This is a genomic window from Nonlabens sp. SY33080 (assembly GCF_011784885.1).
Classification (GTDB): domain Bacteria; phylum Bacteroidota; class Bacteroidia; order Flavobacteriales; family Flavobacteriaceae; genus Nonlabens; species Nonlabens tegetincola.
Genome location: NZ_CP050461.1, coordinates 1,726,723 through 1,747,508 on the forward strand (window position 1 = coordinate 1,726,723; position 20,786 = coordinate 1,747,508).

General features: G+C 35.7%; 20 protein-coding genes. 2 read left to right on the forward strand and 18 right to left on the reverse strand.

The genetic code is table 11. The features are described 5' to 3' along the window. Positions 1-92 precede the first annotated feature (92 nt). The gene (locus tag HCN53_RS07765; RefSeq protein WP_042279586.1) at positions 93-1,070 is read right to left on the reverse strand and encodes a polyprenyl synthetase family protein; all 978 of its coding nucleotides are present in this window, start codon (positions 1,068-1,070) and stop codon (positions 93-95) included. Positions 1,071-1,273: 203 nt separating this feature from the next. Here HCN53_RS07765 and HCN53_RS07770 point away from each other — a divergent pair, with 203 nt between their 5' ends. Beyond that, positions 1,274-2,719 (forward strand): T9SS-dependent choice-of-anchor J family protein, encoded by a 1,446-nt coding sequence (locus HCN53_RS07770; protein ID WP_167342608.1) that lies wholly within the window; start codon positions 1,274-1,276, stop codon positions 2,717-2,719. 85 nt (positions 2,720-2,804) lie between these two features. Here HCN53_RS07770 and rlmN read toward each other — a convergent pair whose 3' ends face one another. The 10 genes from rlmN to HCN53_RS07820 all read right to left on the reverse strand — a co-directional run bounded on the left by rlmN (position 2,805) and on the right by HCN53_RS07820 (position 13,714). Next, complete coding sequence (gene rlmN / locus HCN53_RS07775) at positions 2,805-3,842, reverse strand: 23S rRNA (adenine(2503)-C(2))-methyltransferase RlmN (RefSeq protein WP_167342609.1); 1,038 nt, start codon at positions 3,840-3,842, stop codon at positions 2,805-2,807. Between the two features lie 65 nt (positions 3,843-3,907). Beyond that, a complete protein-coding gene (locus HCN53_RS07780) occupies positions 3,908-6,220 on the reverse strand; it encodes a T9SS type A sorting domain-containing protein (RefSeq protein WP_167342610.1) in 2,313 nt (770 codons plus the stop codon). A gap of 114 nt (positions 6,221-6,334) precedes the next feature. Further along, positions 6,335-7,387, reverse strand: a complete 1,053-nt coding sequence (gene queA, locus HCN53_RS07785; protein WP_042279579.1) for a tRNA preQ1(34) S-adenosylmethionine ribosyltransferase-isomerase QueA — start codon at positions 7,385-7,387, stop codon at positions 6,335-6,337. A 66-nt stretch (positions 7,388-7,453) separates the two neighbouring features. Beyond that, complete coding sequence (locus HCN53_RS07790; RefSeq protein ID WP_167342611.1) at positions 7,454-8,713, reverse strand: 3-phosphoshikimate 1-carboxyvinyltransferase; 1,260 nt, start codon at positions 8,711-8,713, stop codon at positions 7,454-7,456. Further along, positions 8,710-9,036, reverse strand: a complete 327-nt coding sequence (locus HCN53_RS07795; protein WP_167342612.1) for a nucleotide pyrophosphohydrolase — start codon at positions 9,034-9,036, stop codon at positions 8,710-8,712. The genes HCN53_RS07790 and HCN53_RS07795 overlap by 4 nt, the downstream gene beginning before the upstream one ends. A gap of 2 nt (positions 9,037-9,038) precedes the next feature. Next, positions 9,039-9,533 (reverse strand): D-aminoacyl-tRNA deacylase, encoded by a 495-nt coding sequence (gene dtd / locus HCN53_RS07800; RefSeq protein ID WP_167342613.1) that lies wholly within the window; start codon positions 9,531-9,533, stop codon positions 9,039-9,041. A gap of 14 nt (positions 9,534-9,547) precedes the next feature. After that, entirely contained in the window at positions 9,548-10,555 is a 1,008-nt protein-coding gene (gene rsgA / locus HCN53_RS07805; protein WP_167342614.1) for a ribosome small subunit-dependent GTPase A, read from the reverse strand. A gap of 66 nt (positions 10,556-10,621) precedes the next feature. Next, entirely contained in the window at positions 10,622-11,707 is a 1,086-nt protein-coding gene (locus tag HCN53_RS07810; protein ID WP_085775297.1) for a bifunctional 3-deoxy-7-phosphoheptulonate synthase/chorismate mutase type II, read from the reverse strand. After that, complete coding sequence (locus HCN53_RS07815; RefSeq protein ID WP_206063919.1) at positions 11,697-12,560, reverse strand: prephenate dehydrogenase; 864 nt, start codon at positions 12,558-12,560, stop codon at positions 11,697-11,699. The genes HCN53_RS07810 and HCN53_RS07815 overlap by 11 nt, the downstream gene beginning before the upstream one ends. Next, positions 12,557-13,714, reverse strand: coding sequence for a pyridoxal phosphate-dependent aminotransferase (locus tag HCN53_RS07820; protein WP_167342615.1), 1,158 nt, complete (start codon positions 13,712-13,714; stop codon positions 12,557-12,559). The genes HCN53_RS07815 and HCN53_RS07820 overlap by 4 nt, the downstream gene beginning before the upstream one ends. A 333-nt stretch (positions 13,715-14,047) precedes the next feature. Here HCN53_RS07820 and gldA point away from each other — a divergent pair, with 333 nt between their 5' ends. Next, entirely contained in the window at positions 14,048-14,950 is a 903-nt protein-coding gene (gldA, locus tag HCN53_RS07825; RefSeq protein WP_167342616.1) for a gliding motility-associated ABC transporter ATP-binding subunit GldA, read from the forward strand. Here gldA and HCN53_RS07830 read toward each other — a convergent pair. The 7 genes from HCN53_RS07830 to rsmA form a co-directional block, all read right to left on the reverse strand. After that, the gene (locus tag HCN53_RS07830) at positions 14,947-15,654 is read right to left on the reverse strand and encodes a TIGR04283 family arsenosugar biosynthesis glycosyltransferase (protein ID WP_167342617.1); all 708 of its coding nucleotides are present in this window, start codon (positions 15,652-15,654) and stop codon (positions 14,947-14,949) included. The genes gldA and HCN53_RS07830 overlap by 4 nt on opposite strands. A 6-nt stretch (positions 15,655-15,660) precedes the next feature. Beyond that, complete coding sequence (locus HCN53_RS07835) at positions 15,661-16,416, reverse strand: DUF547 domain-containing protein (RefSeq protein WP_167342618.1); 756 nt, start codon at positions 16,414-16,416, stop codon at positions 15,661-15,663. A 67-nt stretch (positions 16,417-16,483) separates the two neighbouring features. Next, positions 16,484-17,302, reverse strand: coding sequence for a purine-nucleoside phosphorylase (locus HCN53_RS07840; protein WP_167342619.1), 819 nt, complete (start codon positions 17,300-17,302; stop codon positions 16,484-16,486). Further along, the gene (locus tag HCN53_RS07845; protein ID WP_167342620.1) at positions 17,292-17,915 is read right to left on the reverse strand and encodes a TIGR04282 family arsenosugar biosynthesis glycosyltransferase; all 624 of its coding nucleotides are present in this window, start codon (positions 17,913-17,915) and stop codon (positions 17,292-17,294) included. The genes HCN53_RS07840 and HCN53_RS07845 overlap by 11 nt, the downstream gene beginning before the upstream one ends. A 52-nt stretch (positions 17,916-17,967) precedes the next feature. Further along, complete coding sequence (locus HCN53_RS07850) at positions 17,968-18,528, reverse strand: hypothetical protein (RefSeq protein WP_317043036.1); 561 nt, start codon at positions 18,526-18,528, stop codon at positions 17,968-17,970. After that, entirely contained in the window at positions 18,503-19,852 is a 1,350-nt protein-coding gene (gene mgtE / locus HCN53_RS07855) for a magnesium transporter (protein WP_060523728.1), read from the reverse strand. The genes HCN53_RS07850 and mgtE overlap by 26 nt, the downstream gene beginning before the upstream one ends. A gap of 58 nt (positions 19,853-19,910) precedes the next feature. Further along, positions 19,911-20,759, reverse strand: a complete 849-nt coding sequence (gene rsmA, locus HCN53_RS07860) for a 16S rRNA (adenine(1518)-N(6)/adenine(1519)-N(6))-dimethyltransferase RsmA (RefSeq protein ID WP_105018033.1) — start codon at positions 20,757-20,759, stop codon at positions 19,911-19,913. Positions 20,760-20,786: the final 27 nt, after the last annotated feature.

Sequence of the window (20,786 nt, forward strand, 5' to 3'; positions counted from 1 at the left end):
AAAGGTATACCTGCTTAAATGTAGTATGATTTGTTTTTAAAAAAAAGGATAATTTGAATTACGCTTTCGCGAAAGCGTAAAAAGCTTCATGCTTATTTTTTACGATCAATCACATAATCTACCATCATGCGTAAAGATTGTTTGTACTCAGAATCTGGATAAGTGTTTAAAATCTCCAAAGCTGCATTCTTGTATTGATACATGGCTTTAATGGCATAATCCAGACCGCCATGATCTTTGACAAATTGAATCACTTCTCTTACTCTTTTTTTATCACGGTTGTGGCGTTTAACCGAATTGATAAGCCATTTGCGCTTGTCTGCACTACAAGTATTTAATGTGTGAATAAGTGGCAAGGTCATCTTTTGTTCCTTAATATCGATTCCCGTAGGTTTCCCTATACGCTCGTTCCCATAATCAAAGAGGTCGTCCTTGATTTGAAAAGCAGTTCCTATAAGCTCACCAAACTTGAGCATTTTCTCAACATGGTCGCTTGATGGGGCTACGGCACATGCTCCTAGACTACAACATGCAGCTATTAAGGTAGCGGTTTTCTTTTTAATTATATCGTAATAAACCTCTTCGGTAATATCAAGACGTCTTGCTTTTTCAATCTGTAAGAGCTCGCCCTCACTCATCTCTCTCACAGCTACACTGATTATTTTAAGCAAATCAAAATCCTCGTTATCAATACTCAATAACAATCCTTTGCTCAATAAATAATCACCTACTAGAACTGCAATTTTATTTTTCCACAGAGCATTTACCGAAAAGAAACCACGTCTTTTCAGGCTATCATCCACCACATCATCATGAACTAGCGTTGCGGTATGAATAAGTTCGATTACCGCGGCACCTCTATAAGTGCGTTCGTTTACTTGTCCACCACCTATCATCTTGGCCACTAGAAAAACAAACATGGGTCTCATTTGTTTCCCTTTACGGTTTACAATAAAATGAGTAATCCTATTGAGCAATGGAATACGAGATGCCATAGAAAGTCTGAACTTTTGCTCAAAAAGTTCCATTTCATGACCTATGGGTTGTTTAATTTGCTCAACAATCTTCATGGGATGCAAAAATATTAAGAAAAGCTCTAATTAATTTATAGAATTCATAAAAGTGAACTTTTGTTTTTACAGATTATCCTATGAAATGACATTTAATCTAAAATAAAATTTGTTTAATGTTTTTTAACGTTAAGTCAGTTAAAAATGAACTCGTTTCTCAATTAAAGTTCCTATTTTTAACGATTATTAATAAAACTTAACTCATGAAAAAAATTACTCTAACCGTTTTGATGTTATTTGTCATTCAAATCGGTTTCTCACAATTTTCCGAGGACTTTAACGGTGCAGGTGCTGCATTTCCTCCTGCAGGATGGACAGTCTTTAATGGTGCCAATGGTTTAGGAACAGCTGAAGTATGGGAGCAAGCTGGTACTGACCCAGAATTTAGGGCTCAAAATATTTGGGAAGCTGTTACTCCTGGTCAGCTTGCAGAAGACTGGATCGTTACCCCTTTAATTCCAATTAACATGACTCAAAACGTGGTACAATTTGATGCCACTGATTTAAATCAGGGCGATTTTGGTTCCGTTTTAAGTATACGTGTTTCAACTAGTTCGCAAACAGATACTACTTCTTTCACCGAAGTAGGTAGTTTTACCGAAGCCCAATTGGGTAATAATGCTTCTGCTGTTTTTTCTACATTTACAGTTGATCTAGCAGCATACATGAATCAAAGTGTTTATATAGCTTTTGTACATGTCCAAAACGATGGTGATGCAGTTACTTTTGATAATGTTGCTATGATTCAAGGAGCTTCAGCAGCTCCAGGACCTGCTAACACTCCTACACCTGCTGATGCCGCAACTGGAGTAACAGTAGACTTAACCAACAACGATAATAGTGTAACTTTTGACTGGCAACCAGACACTAGTCTAGGCGCTGTTGCTCCAGATGAATATGAATTCTTTTTAGGAGACAGCCCTACAACACTATCTTCTATAGGTACAATTCCAGCTGCTGCTGCTAGACCAATTAACGTAAATGGTTTCTTTTACAACACTACTTATTATTGGCAAATAGTTCCTAGGAACACTGCTGGAGCAGCCACCAACAATCCAATATGGAGTTTCACTACTGAAGCAGGAACAATAACAGCTCCTAACCCAGCATCTGCTCCTACACCTGCTGATGGGGCTACAAACGTAACAATAGATACAAGCAACAACAACGCTGTTGCATTTGCATGGACACCTGACACAACTGGTAGTGCCGCAGAGTCGTATCTCTTTAATTTTGGAACGGACCCAAATGCCCTTACAACATTAGGAGCAACTGCTAATGTTGCTATTGATATCACTGGTATTATGGAGAACACAACATATTATTGGCAAATAGTACCTAGAAATGTAGGTGGTGAAGCTGCGAATGCCCCTATTTGGTCATTCACTACAGAAAATACTGCTAGTCTAGGTGACAATCCGTCTATATCGTTTACTGTAAGCCCTAATCCAGCTACAGACATTCTTGAAATTTCTTCAGAAAATACAATTTCAAGTATACAAATTTACACGGCACTTGGTCAGCTAATTAAAGAAGATATAGAATTCACGAATAATAATATTAATGTGAGAGATCTTAAAAGCGGTATTTACGTTATTAAAATAAATACTGAATTTGGATCTAAAGCAGTTCAATTTATTAAAGAGTAAATTCTGAAATAATTTAAATAATAAATAATAGCCTTGTAAATTTTTACAAGGCTATTTTGTTTAAGAGATTTAAAAACAATACTTATTATTCCTTATTAGCCAATTGTCCACAAGCAGCATCAATATCCTTACCTCGACTACGACGTACGTTAACAACTATTCCATTAGCTTCAAGTGTCTTTTCATACATATTTAAAGCTTGTTGTGAGGCTTGCTCAAATCTTGGATCATCAATACTATTGTATTCTATTATATTCACCTTACAAGGTATTATTTTGCAATAATTGACCAATGCATCAACATCTTCTTTTTGATCATTTATTCCTTTCCACATAACATATTCATAAGTAACCTTGGTTCCCGTCTTATTATACCAGTACTTTAAAGCATCTGCAATATCTGCAAGAGGAAACTGTTCGTTAAAAGGCATTATCTGTGTCCTTTTTTCATCGATTGCACTGTGCAAGGAGAGTGCTAGATTGAATTTAGGCTGATCATCAGCCAGCTTTTTAATCATCTTTGGAATACCACTAGTTGATAAAGTAATCCGTTTAGGTGACATACCTAAACCTTCGTCTCCCGTTATTTTTTCAATAGACTTAAGAACATTATTATAATTCATCAATGGTTCTCCCATACCCATAAACACGATATTGGATAAAGGTCTATTATTATAAATTCTACTTTGTTTATCTATAGCTACTACCTGATCATAAATTTCATCAGGATTAAGGTTACGCATTCTTTTCAATCTTGCAGTAGCGCAAAATTCACAATTAAGACTACAACCAACCTGAGAAGAAACACAAGCTGTTGTTCTTGTAGGTGTAGGTATCATTACAGATTCCACCACAAGACCATCATGTAATTTAACCGCATTTTTTATAGTCCCGTCATTACTGCGCTGCATGTGGTCAACCTTAATGTGATTGATGGTAAAATGCTCATCCATAAAGACTCTAGTAGACTTAGATAGATTTGTCATTTCATCAAAAGTGTGAGCCCCTTTTTTCCATAACCATTCATACACTTGGTTACCTCTAAAAGCTTTTTCACCATTCTCCTCAAAGAACTTTCTTAACTCCTCTTTGGTATAAGACCTTATATCTCTCTTTTTTATCATAACAAAAACGTCTTGCAAAGGTACAATTTGCAAGACGTTTATATTACTTAATTACTTTTGATACGTTACTTCTTTATAAGCTTTCGCGTAAGCGTAGTATCATTTACTTCAATACTTAAAAAATACATACCATTAGAAAGACTTGATAAATCTAATGTTGAGCTATTATCGTCTAAAGGACCTGTTTTTATTAATTTACCAGACAGGTTATATAACGAATAACTAGATTTCTGAGAAAATTCTATCGTGAACAGTCCAGAAGAAGGATTTGGGTATATTTTCAGGGCTTCTTCTAAAGAATCATCTACACTACTGGTATCGGTCACATTAAATTTAGTTGTTTCACTAGCACCAAACTGTCCACCTGTTGTTATAACAGTACCTGTATCCGTAGTCAGATTATAACTTCCTACACCAAATGAACAACAAATCCCGTCACTTTGTGAATCATTTATAGTAAAAGTGTAACACTCACCTTGCACTATAGGAATAGTACGACTATAAGTTGTAGCGTTTGCTGGAAGCGATCCTCTTGCTCCACTTGCAACTATAGCTCCAGAACTATCTAAACATTCCCATGAAGTTTCATTGGCATAATTATCCGTAGTAATATTAAACGTTACAAAGTTGTTTGCCACAAATGATTGAGATGAATCTCTCGTGAAATTTGCTATGACTGAATTATTGGACACATTTGGATCTGTTGAATTATTGGGATTAATTAAATTAACAAATAAATTATTACTTCCTGAATTTAATGTAAAAGTAGGTAAAGAAACTACAGCCGTTGCATTTTGACTAAGGTTACCTGTCCAACTAATAGTTGTATTACCTCCATTATTAAAATTATAAACTATATCGACACTTGTCAATGGTTGTGTACCGGCATTACGTATAACAACATCTGGTGTAATGGTAGATCCACAAACCACCTGAGGCGCGTTTTGCAAACTAACCGCAGCATCAATTGGAAACTGATTAATTGGAGGATATTGATCGAGTGTAACTGCACCAATCCCATTTGGGTCTAACCAATCACGTAATCGTGTAGATGCTGTTGTACCCTGATCCCAAGCAACACCAAATCTTCCATATATATCAAATCCACCGTTATCATTTGTTCCTACACACGCGGCTGATCCACCTGAAAGAACACCAATAACTCTACCATCTTGATCAAATAATGGTGAACCTGAAGAACCTCGCTCGGTTACACCTAAATCCCAGTCTGCAATTCTCCACATTTGAGCATTACCATTACCATTGAATGAAGTTGAAGTTCTCGTTGCTCCTTGATCGTCTCGACAAGCCTTTTGTATATCACCACTAGGATGATGAACACCAAAATTTAATTGAGGAGTTGCGGTTGTAGATCGGTTCCAACCGTTCCAAACTACATCTGGCGGATTGGTAGAATTAAAGAAACCAGCATCTGTAATTCTAACTAAAGTAGTATCACTACCAGAGTTGTTCATTAGTAATGTCGCTCCTACAGCAGTCTGATCAAAACCTCCGTTACCACTATTTGCAGTAGTTCCACAAGATGGATTATCACTACGCCAATTAAATCTGTAAGACCAACTTGATACCTGATTACCACAGTGATTTGCTGTTAAGAATAATGGTTCTCCATTTTGAGCTGTATTGTTGACTAGGGAACCAGTACAAACTCCAGAATTCCCAACTACCATCATAGCTACACTTTTCTTAACATCTTCCTTTTTCTGATTAACGTTAAAAGGATCGGCACCTGGTGGTGTTATATCACAATCAACATCTTGATTGCAGGATCCCGAGTCATTTAAAGCTTTTGCGTCTGGTGATTCTCCTATTGTTCTATAACCGTGAACTACGTTTGCGATTTCCAAAATAGATTGACCTACAACGTCTGATGGTTCATACAACTCAACCCAAACATCATCACTTTTAACTGGCCAAATCCCAATTGCGTCATTAGGATTATTTTGTAAATAAGTAAGTTCCTTTGTCCTATCAGATTGGTCATAGGCAGCAACAAATAACCTGGCACCTTTTGCTAACTTGTACCAATCAAAAAATAAATTTATCGTTTTTGCACCTGGTGACTGAATTCTAACGCGCCATACCCGATCACCATTTGGTAAATTAATATACTCACCATGAGTACCTGGGTCTATATTAGTGGCAAAATCATATCCAAATCGCCACGGTGTACTTTTATCTAAATCATTTTTGGCATCTTCTCTAGCTAGTTTTTTAAAAGGAACACCAGTAAAAGATTCGATATTAGCCTGATAACTTCCTTCATAACTCCAAGAAAAAGGTTTTGACGAATCTTGTGCGTGACTAAACAAACTGAATATAAACACAGTTATTAATGAAAGGGGAAAATTTTTCATACTATTATTTAAAGAGGTCTTAAAAATATAATAATCAAGCTAATTATTCCGTGATAAAACGAAAAACCAGCCTCATAGGCTGGTTTTTAAGTAAATTCTTATAATTTTTATCGATTAATCAATGATTAACATTGCATCACCGTAGGTACTAAATCTGTAACCTTCTTTTAATGCAATATCATAAGCTTCCTTTAAAAAGTCATAACCAGCAAAAGCAGCCGCCTGCATCATTAAAGTAGATTTAGGAGGATGAAAGTTGGTTATCATAGCTGTTGCAATACTAAAATCATACGGTGGAAAAATAAATTTACTTGTCCAACCGTCGTATGTATTAAGATGACCATCACTACTCACAGAACTTTCTAGTGTGCGCATCGTTGTTGTCCCAACAGCAACTACATTACGTTTATTATCGATAGCTTCATTTACAGCATCACAGGTAGCTTGTGAAATAAACGCCTGCTCGCTATCCATTTTATGCTTTGAAAGATCCTCGACCTCAACAGGAGCAAATGTACCTAATCCAATATGCATGGTAACATTTGCAACGTCAATACCTTTAATCTCCATGCGCTTCAACAAATGCTTAGAAAAGTGAAGACCGGCTACAGGTGCTGCGACAGCACCTTCATTTTGTGCAAAGATCGTTTGGTAACGTTCTTCATCGTTTTCCTCTACATCACGCTCCAGTTCTCTAGGTAATGGTGTTTCTCCTAGGTCTTTTAATTTCTTTCTGAATTCTTCATAGGTACCATCAAACAAAAATCTCAATGTTCTACCACGACTAGTAGTATTATCAATTACCTCAGCGACTAGACTATCATCCTCAGTAAAGTATAATTTATTACCTATTCTAATTTTACGAGCAGGATCTACTAGCACGTCCCAAAGTTTGGTAGTAGGATTAAGTTCACGCAATAAGAAAACCTCTATACGAGCACCTGTTTTCTCCTTGTTACCGTATAATCTTGCAGGAAACACCTTTGTATCGTTCATTACAAAGACATCCTTTTCATCAAAATAATCGATTACATCCTTAAAAAGTTTATGTTCTATCTTTCCAGATTTTCTGTGCAAGACCATGAGTTTAGACTCATCTCTATTTTCTTCAGGGTATTGTGCAATACGATCCTGTGGTAGATTATAACCGAAATTCGATAACTTCATTTAACTAATTTTGAATTTAATACAAATATACAATCTCGAGATAGGCCTTGTCAAGCAAAATAACTCTTAAATTTCTGTAATCGACACATTTATTGATTTTAGATGCTCATAATAGTCTGGGTAACTCTTTGTGACTACCATTGGATCATTAATTTGAACGTCAGTAAACTTGCACAATGGAGCAAATGAAAGTGCCATTCTATGATCGTGATAAGTATCAACTACAAATTCATTTAACAATTTACTGTTGTGAGGCAGAATGAGTTTAATAGAATCGGATGTGGTGGTAATTACGCTTTCGCGAAAGCGTGATCCCACTTCCTTCATTGCTTCTATCCTATCTGTTTCTTTAATTTTGAGAGTGTGTAATCCTGTGAGTTCAACATTTATCCCTAAACCTAAACAGGTTACAAAAATAGTTTGCGCCTGATCAGGCTGCTCCGTTAAATCAAAATGAAGTTGTTGATCTATCGTGTCTGAGGTCTTAGTTAAAACTAGGTTATTCCCTTCAAAACTAGTCTCTACTCCAAATTTTTTATAAATATCCTGTAGTTTACTATCACCTTGCATAGAATCGCTGTAGAAGGATTCCAAGGAAATTTTATACCCAATGTTTTGAAAAGCGACCCAAGTATACCAATATCCAGTGCTACTCCAATCTGATTCGACTGTTTGAGATAGTTTACTAATGTTTTTTATAGGTTGAATACTTATTTTTTCAACATTATCATCAAAATTCTCGTCCCATTGGATATCACACCCTATTTTCTTTAAAATAGACAAGGTCATTTCTATATAAGGTCTAGAGGTAACCTCACCTATAAGTTCGATTTCAAGACCTTTTTCTAATACTGGTGCAATTAAGCATAAAGCAGTAATATATTGACTACTTACATTTGCTTGTAAGGTTACTATTCCTCCTTTTAGTTTTTTTCCTGTAATTTCAAGAGGTGGATATCCTTCCTTATTTAGGTACGTAATTTGAGCTCCAATAGATTGTAATGCGTTAACCAAAATTCCTATTGGTCTCTCTTTCATGCGATCACTACCTGTAATCACTACCGACTTACCTGCTTGAGAAGCGAATAACGCAGTTCCAAAACGCATAGCCGTTCCCGCATGACCTATGTCTAGAATATGATCTGTAGAATCTAGTGCCTTTTTTAAATAACGTGTATCATCACTATTTGATAGGTTATTTAAAACGAGATCACTAAACAAGGATTGTAAAATCAACCATCTATTACTCTCGCTTTTTGATCCTGTAATTTTGAATAATTTATCAGTATCTGGATGGTCGCATTTATGTAACTTAAATGCTATCATTTTAATTTTTCATTATTATGATGCCTATCGTGATCTCTTTCAGTCTTCATTTTTAGTTTTTTATTGAAGGCATCTTCTAGATCAGTACCGGTTTGGTTTGCAAGACATAGTACAACAAACAGAACATCTGCAAGTTCCTCACCTAGATCCTTGTTTTTATCACTTTCCTTTTCACTTTGTTCACCGTATCGTCTAGCGATTATTCTAGCTACCTCACCTACTTCCTCAGTAAGTTGAGCCATATTGGTAAGTTCATTAAAATATCGAACACCGTGATTTTTAATCCACTCATCTACTTGCTGTTGTGATTGTTTAATTGACATGGTTATTTATTTTTACTATCTATTACTATCGTCACTGGGCCATCATTTATTAAGCTTACTCTCATGTCGGCGCCAAAGACTCCAGATTTTATAGGTGATGTTTTAAAGTTCGCTTTCGCGAAAGCGGAATTATTCACATCAGAATAATACGCTTTCTCCAATTCTTTTTTAAATCTTTCATATAACGGTATAGCGATATCGGGTCTTGCTGCGTTAATAAAACTGGGGCGATTCCCTTTTTTTGTAGATGCATAAAGTGTGAACTGGGATATCACCAAAACTTCACCAATTGTGTCAAGAAGGCTTAAATTCATCTTACCGTCGCCATCTGAGAAAATACGCATATTAAGAATTTTCTTTACTAAATATCCAATATCCTCTTGAGTATCTAATTGTGTAATTCCTAAAAATATGAGTAAACCTTTACCTATCTCATTATGAACTTCATTATTGATAGTAACGCTAGAATGATCAACACGTTGTAGTACAGCTTTCATAATAGGAAAGGATTTTAATTTTGATATTTATCAACTCTATAGTGTTGATCGTCCTCACCAGTGATCATGCTTAAATAGCTTTGATATCTGCTTTCAAAAATCTCGCCGTTCTCCACTGCTTCTTTCACCGCGCATTTAGGCTCTTCAACATGCAAACAGTTATTGAATTTACAATTTTGTTTGAGGGCAAAAATCTCTTTAAAATAATCTCCTATTTCCTCTGGCTCCATATCAACAATTCCAAAGCCTTTTATCCCTGGCGTGTCGATCAAACGACCATCTAACTCTAGATCAAACATTTGGGCAAAAGTTGTCGTGTGTTGACCTTGTTTATGCTGTTCAGATATAATTTTTGTCTTTAGATCAAGCTGTGGCTCTATAGCATTTGCAGTGGAACTTTTACCTGCACCACTGTGACCGGCAAACATGCTAGTTTTACCCTTCATCAACTTCTTTAATTGATCAATATTTTTTCCTGTTTGAGCACTTATTGCCAGGCATTCATATCCTATAGACTTGTACATAAACATCAAATATCTTACTTGATCGAGCTCGGTCATTGTGATCACTTCTTCACCTGTCTCTGGATCTATAGTTGTTTCTTGTTGATCATCACTATACGTATCTACTTTGTTAAATAGCAAAACTACCGGAATATCGTAAGCTTGTGCCGCAGCTAGAAACCTATCAATAAATGAGGTGTAAGTAGGCGGATTATTTAAGGTCACGAGTAAGAAAACTTGATCAACATTGGCAGCGATAATATGAGTTTGTTTACTCAAATTCACCGATTTTCTAATGATATAGTTTTCTCTATCATGTATATCGTGAATGATACCTACTTCTTCATCACCCTTTTGTTCAATATCAAATTCAACTATATCGCCTACCGCAACAGGATTGGTACTTTTTATTCCTTGAATTCTAAATTTACCCTTGATTCTACAGTTATAAAATTGTTGATTTTCATGAGATTTCACCTCATACCAACTTCCTGTAGATCGATAGACCGTTCCTGTCATGTGTTTTCTTAAGTGATTTTCACAAATTTACAAGTTCACAATGTTATATCTTGTTTATAAGCTTATTTATTCTGCTTTAATCACTTTCTCTTGATGTGCAATTGATTCTTGATGTACAGCTTTGAATACCTTAAGAATGAATTCTTCACTCAAGCCTTGTTCTTCACCTAGTAAGATCATTCTTCCTAAGATCTCGTTCCACCTTTTTGATTGAAGAATTGCTACGTTACGTTCCTTTTTAAGAGCACCTATAGAGTCGGCTATTTTCATACGTCTACCCATAGTTTCAATTAAGTCTTGATCGACAACATCGATTTGAGCTCTTAACTGATTAAGTTCTTGTTTGTACACTGCTTCGTCATCGCTTGTTTTTCTTATTCTCAAATCTTTAAAGATTTGTTTTAGGGTATCTGGAGTAACTTGTTGGGCCGCATCGCTCCATGCCTTATCTGGCGTGTGATGCGTTTCAATCATCAAACCATCAAAATTCAAATCAAGCGCAGTCTGTGATACATCAAATATCATATCTCGTTTACCTGTAATATGAGAAGGGTCATTAATTAAAGGTATATCTGGAAACCTAGTTTGAAAATCTACTGCGATTTGCCATTCTGGATTATTTCTATATTTAGATTTGTCATAGGTAGAAAATCCTCTATGAATCACTCCCAATTTATTGATACCTGCATTGTGAATACGCTCAACTGCTCCTATCCATAATGCTAAATCTGGATTGACCGGATTTTTAATAAGTACTACTTTATCTGTACCTTCTAGAGCATCGGCAATTTCTTGCACTATAAATGGACTCACTGTTGATCGGGCTCCTATCCAAAGCATATCAATATCGTGTTCTAGTGCTAGTTCCACGTGATTGCGATTAGCTACTTCGGTTGCGGTTAATAGTCCTGTTTCTTCTTTTACTCGTTGTAACCATTTAAGACCTATTGCTCCTACTCCTTCAAAATTCCCAGGTCTTGTGCGCGGCTTCCATATACCGGCGCGGTAATAGGTCACATCACTATCTTTTAATTCATGAGCAATTTTCAAAACTTGCTCTTCAGTTTCGGCACTACATGGTCCTGCAATCACTAGTGGATGCGGTAAGTTATGGCCTTCTAACCAACTTTTAAATTCTTTCTTATTCTCCATTTTTTATTCCTTCTAATATATTTTTTATTCTATTTGTCGACTCTAACTCTTTATACATGGTAGTAGTGTCGTTGTTGATTATGCTTTCGCGAAAGCGTGATAAATTTTCTACATACCTATCTAAACTAGCTATAACGTGCTCTTTGTTTTGAGAAAAAATAGCTGTCCACATAGCTGGCGAACTTTTTGCTAGTCTTACAGTACTTTCAAAACCACTACCTGCTAGATCAAAAATATCTCGTTCACTTTCCTCTTCCTGCATAACTGTTTTACCCAGCATGAAGCTGGAGATATGGGAAAGATGTGAAACATAAGCGATATGCTTATCGTGTGCTAGTGGTGTCATGTAACGCACTTTACACTTTAAAGTTTCAAAAATTTCTTTTGCTCTATTTTGTAATTTAAATTGTGTTTTCTCAATTTCACAAACAATCATTGTTTTGTCTATAAAGAGACCTTCTAAAGCCGCATCTGGACCCGAATACTCGGTTCCTGCAATAGGATGGGCTGCTAGAAATTGATGTCTGTTTTTATGATTTTCTACTGATTTACAAATGGCATTTTTTGTAGAACCCGTATCCATTACCAAGGTATTTGGCGATATACGATCTAGAATATCCTTAAGCTCATTTTCTATTGCATTTACAGGTATGGAGATTATCACCACATCCATGTTTTGCAAGTCGTTGATAGATCCTTGTTTATCAACCCAACCTAGCTCAACAGCCTTGCTTATATTCTTTGGATTAATATCAATCCCTGTACATTCTATATTAGGCCATTTTTTCTTACAATCCCTCACTATCGAACCACCTATTAACCCGACGCCTATCACTGCTATTTTATTAATCATACGGTCATTAGTGTGCGATTCAACATTGTTTTTATTTGATCCTCGGGAACACAAAGTGAAAAACGAACATGTCCTTTACCTTCATTACCAAAAATATCTCCAGGTGCAATAAACACATCATATCTAGCGAGAACCTCATCCACAAAAGACAATGAATCCTTTTTACCTTGTGGCAATGCACACCATAAAAACATACCACCTTCTTTATTAATAGGCCTGCAATCTAGAGATCTAGCAAATTCTTCCATCAAAACTCTTCTGGATGCATAAGTATGATTTTGCTCTTGCAACCAATATTTCGAAGTTCTAAGCGCGGTAATTGCACCTTGTTGAATACCGTAAAACATACCGCTATCCATATTGGTTTTGACCTTTAGAACCTGATTTATTAACTCCTTACTCGCTATCATCATTCCTACTCGCCATCCTGCCATATTGAAAGATTTGCTTAATGAATTAAGCTCGATAATACCATTGGAAACACCTTCAATTTTCATTATACTCAATGGTCGTTCATATCCTATAAGACTGTATGGGTTATCATTTACAATGAGTATGTTATGTCTTTTACCAAAAGCAATCAATTTTTCAAAAACATCACGAGTAGCCCTAGCTCCTGTAGGCATGTGTGGATAGTTTACCCACATAATTTTTACCTTTGATAGATCTAATTTTTCTAATTGGTCAAATTCTGGTTGATAACCACACTCTTTTTTTAGAGTGTATGGTATTGCCTGAGCCTCACACAACTGCGCAACCGCAGAGTAAGTTGGGTAACCAGGATCAGGTACAAGAACCTGATCACCAGAATTTAAGAAAGCCAAGGAGATGTGCATAATTCCTTCCTTGCTACCCATGAGTGGTAATATTTGACCGTCGGGATTCACACACACTCCATAGTGGCTTTCATAAAATTGAGCCATAGCAGATCTTAATTCGGGAAGACCTAAATAACTCTGATATTTATTTGCATAAGGTTCTTTAACAGCCTGACTGATGGTGTTAACAACCTCTTGCGGCGGCAATAAATCTGGGCTACCAATTCCTGCATTTATAACAGGCTTGCCAGATGCTACAAGTTCTCGAACTTCTTTTAATTTTTGAGAGAAGTAGTATTCTTTGACATTATTTAATCTATTTGCTGCAACTAGCATGATAATTTCTATATTCTTATTTCACTTACTTGAGTGAAGTTTTAAAAAGTTAATCTGATTGAAAAATGACCCAATAAAAAAAGTCCTGACTTAAAAGGGTCAGGACTTAGATATATTAGATTATTTCCACACGGTCCTGTTACCCTTTTGGGTAAAAGTAATATCCGTACCAGAAATGATTGTTGTTCATAATTGATGGTAAAAGTAATACAGAATTATTAAAAATCAAGTAAATATTTAAAAATGAGAAAAAATTAACCTTGATAACTAGGTGAATAAAAAATATAATGCTTTCGCGAAAGCGTAATAACGTTCTTTCTTTATCTTTACCTTATGTCAATAGAAGTAAGAAAAGTTACTAAACATTACGGTACGCAAAAAGCACTAAACCAAGTAAGTTTTACGATTAAATCAGGCGAAATAGTTGGGTTTCTAGGACCTAATGGCGCTGGTAAATCTACCATGATGCGTATAATCACCACTTATCTAAATGCGGACGATGGTGAGGTATTAGTTAACGATCATGATGTGAAGACCGCAGCGAGACAAGTTCAAAGCTCTATAGGATATTTACCTGAGCATAATCCCTTGTACCCTGATATGTATGTGCGTGAATATTTGAAATTTACCGCAGATGTTTATAAGGTGAAGAATGCAAAAGAACGAATAGACGAGGTGATCAAGGAAACAGGTTTGACCACTCATGCAGGTAAAAAAATAAAAGAGCTTTCTAAAGGATATAAGCAACGTGTAGGACTCGCTCATGCCTTGTTACATAAACCTAAGGTATTAATACTAGATGAACCTACTACTGGTCTTGATCCCAATCAATTAGTAGAAATAAGAGAATTGATACGTAAGGTTGGTAAGACTACTACTATTCTTCTTTCTACTCATATCATGCAAGAAGTTGAAGCCATGTGTGACCGTGTAATCATCATCAATAAAGGCAATATAGTTGCCGATGATTTACTGAAAAACTTGAAAGGTGACTCGAATCAAGAAATTGAAGTGGAATTTGACTACCGCGTAGAAGTGGAGCTACTTTCTGAGATTAAAAAAGTACGAGAAGTAAAAGAACTTTCAGGATTCAAATACTTGCTAAGCTTTTACACCCATGAAGACATGCGCAGCGCAGTTTTTGATTTTGCACATGATAATGGATTAAAAATTCTATCCTTGAATAAGCTTAATCGAGATCTTGAGACTTTGTTCCATGAGCTTACAAAGAACTAGTCACAATATTTTAGATAATATTCGTGCAATTGCTGGATGCTATCACCTCGCCACTTGCGGTAATAGATATTCAAGTAATACCATTGCAATTTAAAGATACCTACATCCTTATACCGTCTAGAACTAGTAGTAAGAACTTGTGGTAAAACCGTATAACAGTTTATAGCATATAGCTTATTGATAAGATCGTAGTCCTCGTAAATTGGTAAACTTGTGTCATAACCACCAATTTTAGTGTACATCTTATTGCATATAAATTGAGACTGGTCACCACCGCGAGACACTTTCCAAGAAAACCTTGTAAACCAACCCATAAGGAACAACCACCAATTGGGATTATCAAACTTCATTCTAAAACATCCCGCTTTTTGATTTCTATTTACTGCGTCAATAATTAATTGGTCAAATTTTACAGGTGGATAAGAATCTGCATGAAGGAAGTAAAGGATGGAACCTTGTGCATGCTGCGCTCCATGATCCATTTGTTTACTTCGACCCTTTTTTGAATGCAACAAGGTTACTGCTTTAAAACAATTAGTCGATAGTCGGTACTCTTCAATTAATACTGGAGTTCTATCAGTACTGCCGCCGTCTACAATCAATATTTCAAGCTGTCTAGAATCGCTTGAAGATTGTTCCAAATATTCAAGAAGTGAAATTATTCCCTTTTCTTCATTCAATACTGGAACAATTATACTTATCATTATATACTATTGTTTATTAAGCTTCCAATTGTAATCCTTATAATCTATGGAAGCATTTTTATTAATCTTTACCGTACTGTATTTGTTGAGGTAATCAATCAGACCTAATTCTTTTGAAGTAAAATCTTCTTTATACCATTTAAAAATTTTGCTTAAAGAGACCTTATCTCTTGAAATGTCATTTTTTGATGAGTTAATAAATTCACGAGCTCCTTTTTCCATCAATTCTTCCAAATTATCTTTAGTAAAAGCGCGATTTTGTAATTTGGGACAAGAATAACTAGCGCAGTTTATGGCAAAATGTACCCGTGGATCGCCCATTTTTAAAAGTATACCTTTTTCAATATCATTAAGTGAATACTTTTCCCCTTTAATCGAGATATATTCCTTATTCCACACCGAATTAAAAGTGCCTCCTATATCCTTAATACTTTCCGGCATATTATTTTCCAAAATCAATTGCACTGCTGCCGCATTGTATAAATTGATATAGTAAGCCAAGGTGCTCTTCCTATCCCAACTTGAACTAGGCTTGTGATTACCTAGATAAACTAAATATTCGTCTAGTTTAATCTTATCCTTTTTCCAACCCTTATAATCTACAAATCCTTCTTGATTCACATAGGTGCGTAACAAGTTATCAAATACCGAATGATCTACAGGTGAAACCGATTGACGAGATTCAAATTCTTGTACTAAAAGGTCATTACTCACATTACAAGTACCTAAAAGAAAAAACAAGTGTATTAATATATATTTCATGACTTCAAATTTTTAACGCAAGTAATGAAAATGAGTTCACAATAATGTCACAAACCTTTTTTGAACTTTACAACGATTCAATTAAGCTCTTGAAAAGCTCTACCATTTTAGGCTCCGTTTTTCCTGCCACTTCTATAATTTCTGGAACATTGATTGGCCGTAGGTTATCTGGATCGCATTCATCTGTAAGAACAGATACTGCAACAACAGGTAGTCCTAAATGATTTGCAACGATAACTTCTGGGACCGTACTCATTCCTACGGCATCGGCACCTAGAATTTTGAGCATACGATATTCTGCTCTAGTTTCTAATTGTGGTCCGACCACACTGGCATAAACACCAGTATGTAAAGTTATTTTCTTACTACTAGCGATATCTTTAATCTTAGCGCACATCTGTTTATCATAAGGTGCACTCATATCTACAAATCGCTCACCAAACTCTCCTACATTTTTAAATGCCAATGGGCTGCCACCTTGTAAATTGATATGATCATCAATTAACATCATGTCACCCTTTTTCATATTAAGATTTACAGCACCGGCAGCATTTGATATCAGTAAGTTTTTAATTCCTAGCTCATTCATTACTCTTATCGGATAGGTGATATCCATAAAATCATAACCTTCATACAAATGAAAACGTCCTTGCATAACAACGACTTTTTTTCCTCCCATTGTACCGTATATCAGTTTTCCTGTATGAAACTCAACAGTAGCTAAAGGAAATGACGGTATGTTATTATAATGAGCAACAACGGGTTGTTCAATTTTATCAACTAATTGACCTAGACCAGTTCCTAACACAATTCCTACTTCAGGCTTGTCAAATCCTAGTTCTTCTAGATACTTAACTGAATTTTCTAATTGTTTCTTACTTAACATCTATATTTTTTAAAAATGGTTGAAATGCTTGAACATCTTTTATATCCTCGTAATAATCGACATCATTACGCGGTTCTAAGGTAGCATAATTTAATTTCTTAAGATCCCTGATGGTGTCTTCATAAACTGTACCAGTTCCCCATTGCTTGTCTTCAAAAATTCCTTTTGGGATATTTTTATTAAAACCCAATAAGTAATATCCACCATCAGTGGCTGGTCCTATTACAGCATCATGAGTATTAAGTGTTTCAAAGGCTAGATTAAGGTCTTGAGAAGACAGATCGTACAAATCACTGCCTATAATCACAACTCGATCGTACTCTTTGAGAGCCTTTTCAAAAACTGCACTCATCTTTATTCCCAAATCACCCTTTACCTGTACATGCTTTTTAAACACATCATCAGGCCAAATGTCGTTTTCATGAATTTTTTCAGAATACCAGACTTGTTTGACCACTTTCAATGGTTCTGTAATAGTTTTGGTATGGTTGAGTAAAAACTTATAAATTTCTAGAGTAGCTTGATCTCCAATTGTAGCTGCTAGTCTGCGCTTACCTTTTCCCAATTCTGGATTACGAGTAAAAATAAGTAATGCTGCGTTTTGTTCCTTCATCACTACAAGTATAAAGCAATACCGCAATTAAGCATAAAAAACTTTGCTAAAACTAAAGTTCGATCATATTAAGCTCTTGCTCATAATCGAATTGTAAATCTTCATGAAGTGTAGAAATACGCACCTTAATTAAGGTTATTTGCCTAGCCACTAAATCTCTTATCACTTTTGAATTAAAAACTTTAGGAACATTCTCTCTAAGTGCGTATACAAAATGGATCAGTAATTGAACCTCGGTTTCTTTATTTCCAGAATATCTAATGAATTTTTTTACTTCTTTGAGTAGCTTGCGTATGTTCTTTTTACCGTAATAAAGATTTGACGTGTTTACTTCTAGTACCTTTTCATCGATATACGCTTTAATCCTGTCAACGTATCCCTGCTCATAGTCTGCTTCAAAAAGAATGTAGGTAAGTAGCTCTTTATTTTCTTTTTTAAATCTGGCAAGGCGTTGAATGACTTGTCTCAAATCATCCTCAGACCTGGATTTGAGCTCATCCCTTATTTCTTTGGCACTTGCTGCTTTCATATTTCTAATTGCTAGATGGTGATTACGCTTTCGCGAAAGCGTAATAATTACACTTCTATTATATCCCGATAATAGCTTTGGCAATCATAAAATAGATTAATATTCCAAAAATATCGTTACTAGTGGTTATAAATGGTCCTGTTGCTATCGCTGGGTCAATTCCTTTTTTGTGTAAGGCTAGCGGTACAAATGTCCCTACTAAACCAGCGACTATTATCACTGAAAATAAAGATACTGAAATTGCGATACAGGTTAAAATACTTTGCTGTGTAGCTATGGTATAAGCTAATAACAAAATAGCCAAAATAAAACCATTAAGCATTGCTAGAAGCACTTCTTTTATCAAACGGTTACCTATACTTCCTTTTAAATCGTCATTTGCGATACCTTGTACGATAATCGCGCTGGATTGAACACCTACATTACCAGCCATGGCGGCTATAAGCGGTGTAAAAAAGTAGAGTACTGCATTATTTTCCAGATCTGCCTCAAAGCCTTCCATGATTGCAGCGGCTCCTATTCCACCCATTAATCCTAGTACTAACCATGGTAATCGTGCTTTGGTCAAATCCCAAATACTATCGTTTGCCTCTACATCTTGTGATATACCACTGGCTAACTGGTAATCCTTTTCAGCCTCTTCTGTAATAAAGTCTACAATATCGTCAATGGTAATACGACCTACTAAACGGTTAAGTTCATCAACCACGGGTATAGCTTCTAAATCATATTTACGCATTAATCGTGCGACCTCTTCACCTGTTGTGTGTACATTGACAAAATCAACTTTTGGTATATACACATCTTTTATAGGGGCATTATCTGGTGCGGTAATCAAATCTTTAAGAGATAATCTTCCCTTTAATTTATTGGCATTATCGACAACATAAATACTATGAACTCTAGTAACATTCTCACCTTGTGCACGCATTTCACTTAAACAGCCTGTCACGCTCCAGTTTTCATTAACCTTAATGAGCTCCTTTGCCATAAGTCCACCTGCACTATTTTCATCGTAGCGCAGTAACTCTACGATATCCTCAGCATGTTGTTCATCCTCGATCTCATTGATAACCTCTTGTGCTACTTCTTCAGAAAGCTCGCTAAGAATATCTGCAGCGTCATCGGTATCCATTTCTTCAAGTTCACCGGCGATTTCTTTAGGTGAAAGGGCATTGATGATGCGCTCTCGTTGGTCCTCATCGAGTTCCATAAGAGCCTCAGAAGTTTTCTCAGAGTCAAGAAGTTTTATGATAAATACGGCCTCATCTAGATTGAGTTCGTCAATAATCTCTGCCACATCGGCAAAGTGCAACTCACTTAACAGCGCACGCAACTCATCTTTATGGTCTTGTTCGATGAGTGAACGTATCTTATCCAAAAACTCGGTGCTAATTGTAAATTGCATAATAATGAGGCTTATAATGCAAATATACCTTAATGAGATTGAGGATTACAAGACCCTTTTACTTGTTGTTTGACAATTGCTCAATCTTTGTAGCCAGTTCTATGAATTGTTGAACAGAAATTTGCTCTGGTCTAAGACTAAAAATTTCTTGTTCACGAATTTCATCAGGTAATTGCAATGATTTTAATGTATTACGCAATGTTTTACGGCGTTGTTGAAAAGCGAGTTTTACCACTCTTCTTAAGGTGCTATAAGAGCATGGTAAACGATCATAATCATCTTTACGTGTCAAGATTAAAACACCACTTTGAACTTTTGGTGGTGGATTAAATACCTCACTACCTACGGTAAATAAATACTGCGCATGATAATAGGCTTGCGATAATACGGATAAAATACCATATGTTTTAGAGCCGTGTTGAGCACACACACGTTCTGCTACTTCCTTTTGAAACATTCCACCAAATTCTATGACTTGATCTCTATTTTCAATAGCTTTAAAAACAATTTGAGTACTTATGTTGTAAGGAAAATTACCAACGATAGCAAAGGGCTTATTACCGTAAATTTCATTTAAATCCTTTTTTAAGAAATCGGCCTCAATTACAGCAAAGTTATCTTCATTGACAACTTTGGGATGTTCTAGTCTAAAACTATGTTTAAGATAAACTACTGACTCACTATCCAATTCTAAGGCTGTTACCTTTATACCCTTTCTTATAACATGTTTGGTAAGTACACCTGTTCCAGGACCAATTTCGAGCACCTCATCATATCCATTGTAGCTCAAGACATCAGCTATTCTAATAGCCACTGTTTCATCTTTAAGAAAGTGTTGTCCTAGATGCTTTTTGGCTGTTACCCCTTTATCGATAGCTTTGTTTTTCTTTGTCTTTTTGTAACCCAATTTTTTTATTCTTGATAATTTAGAAGG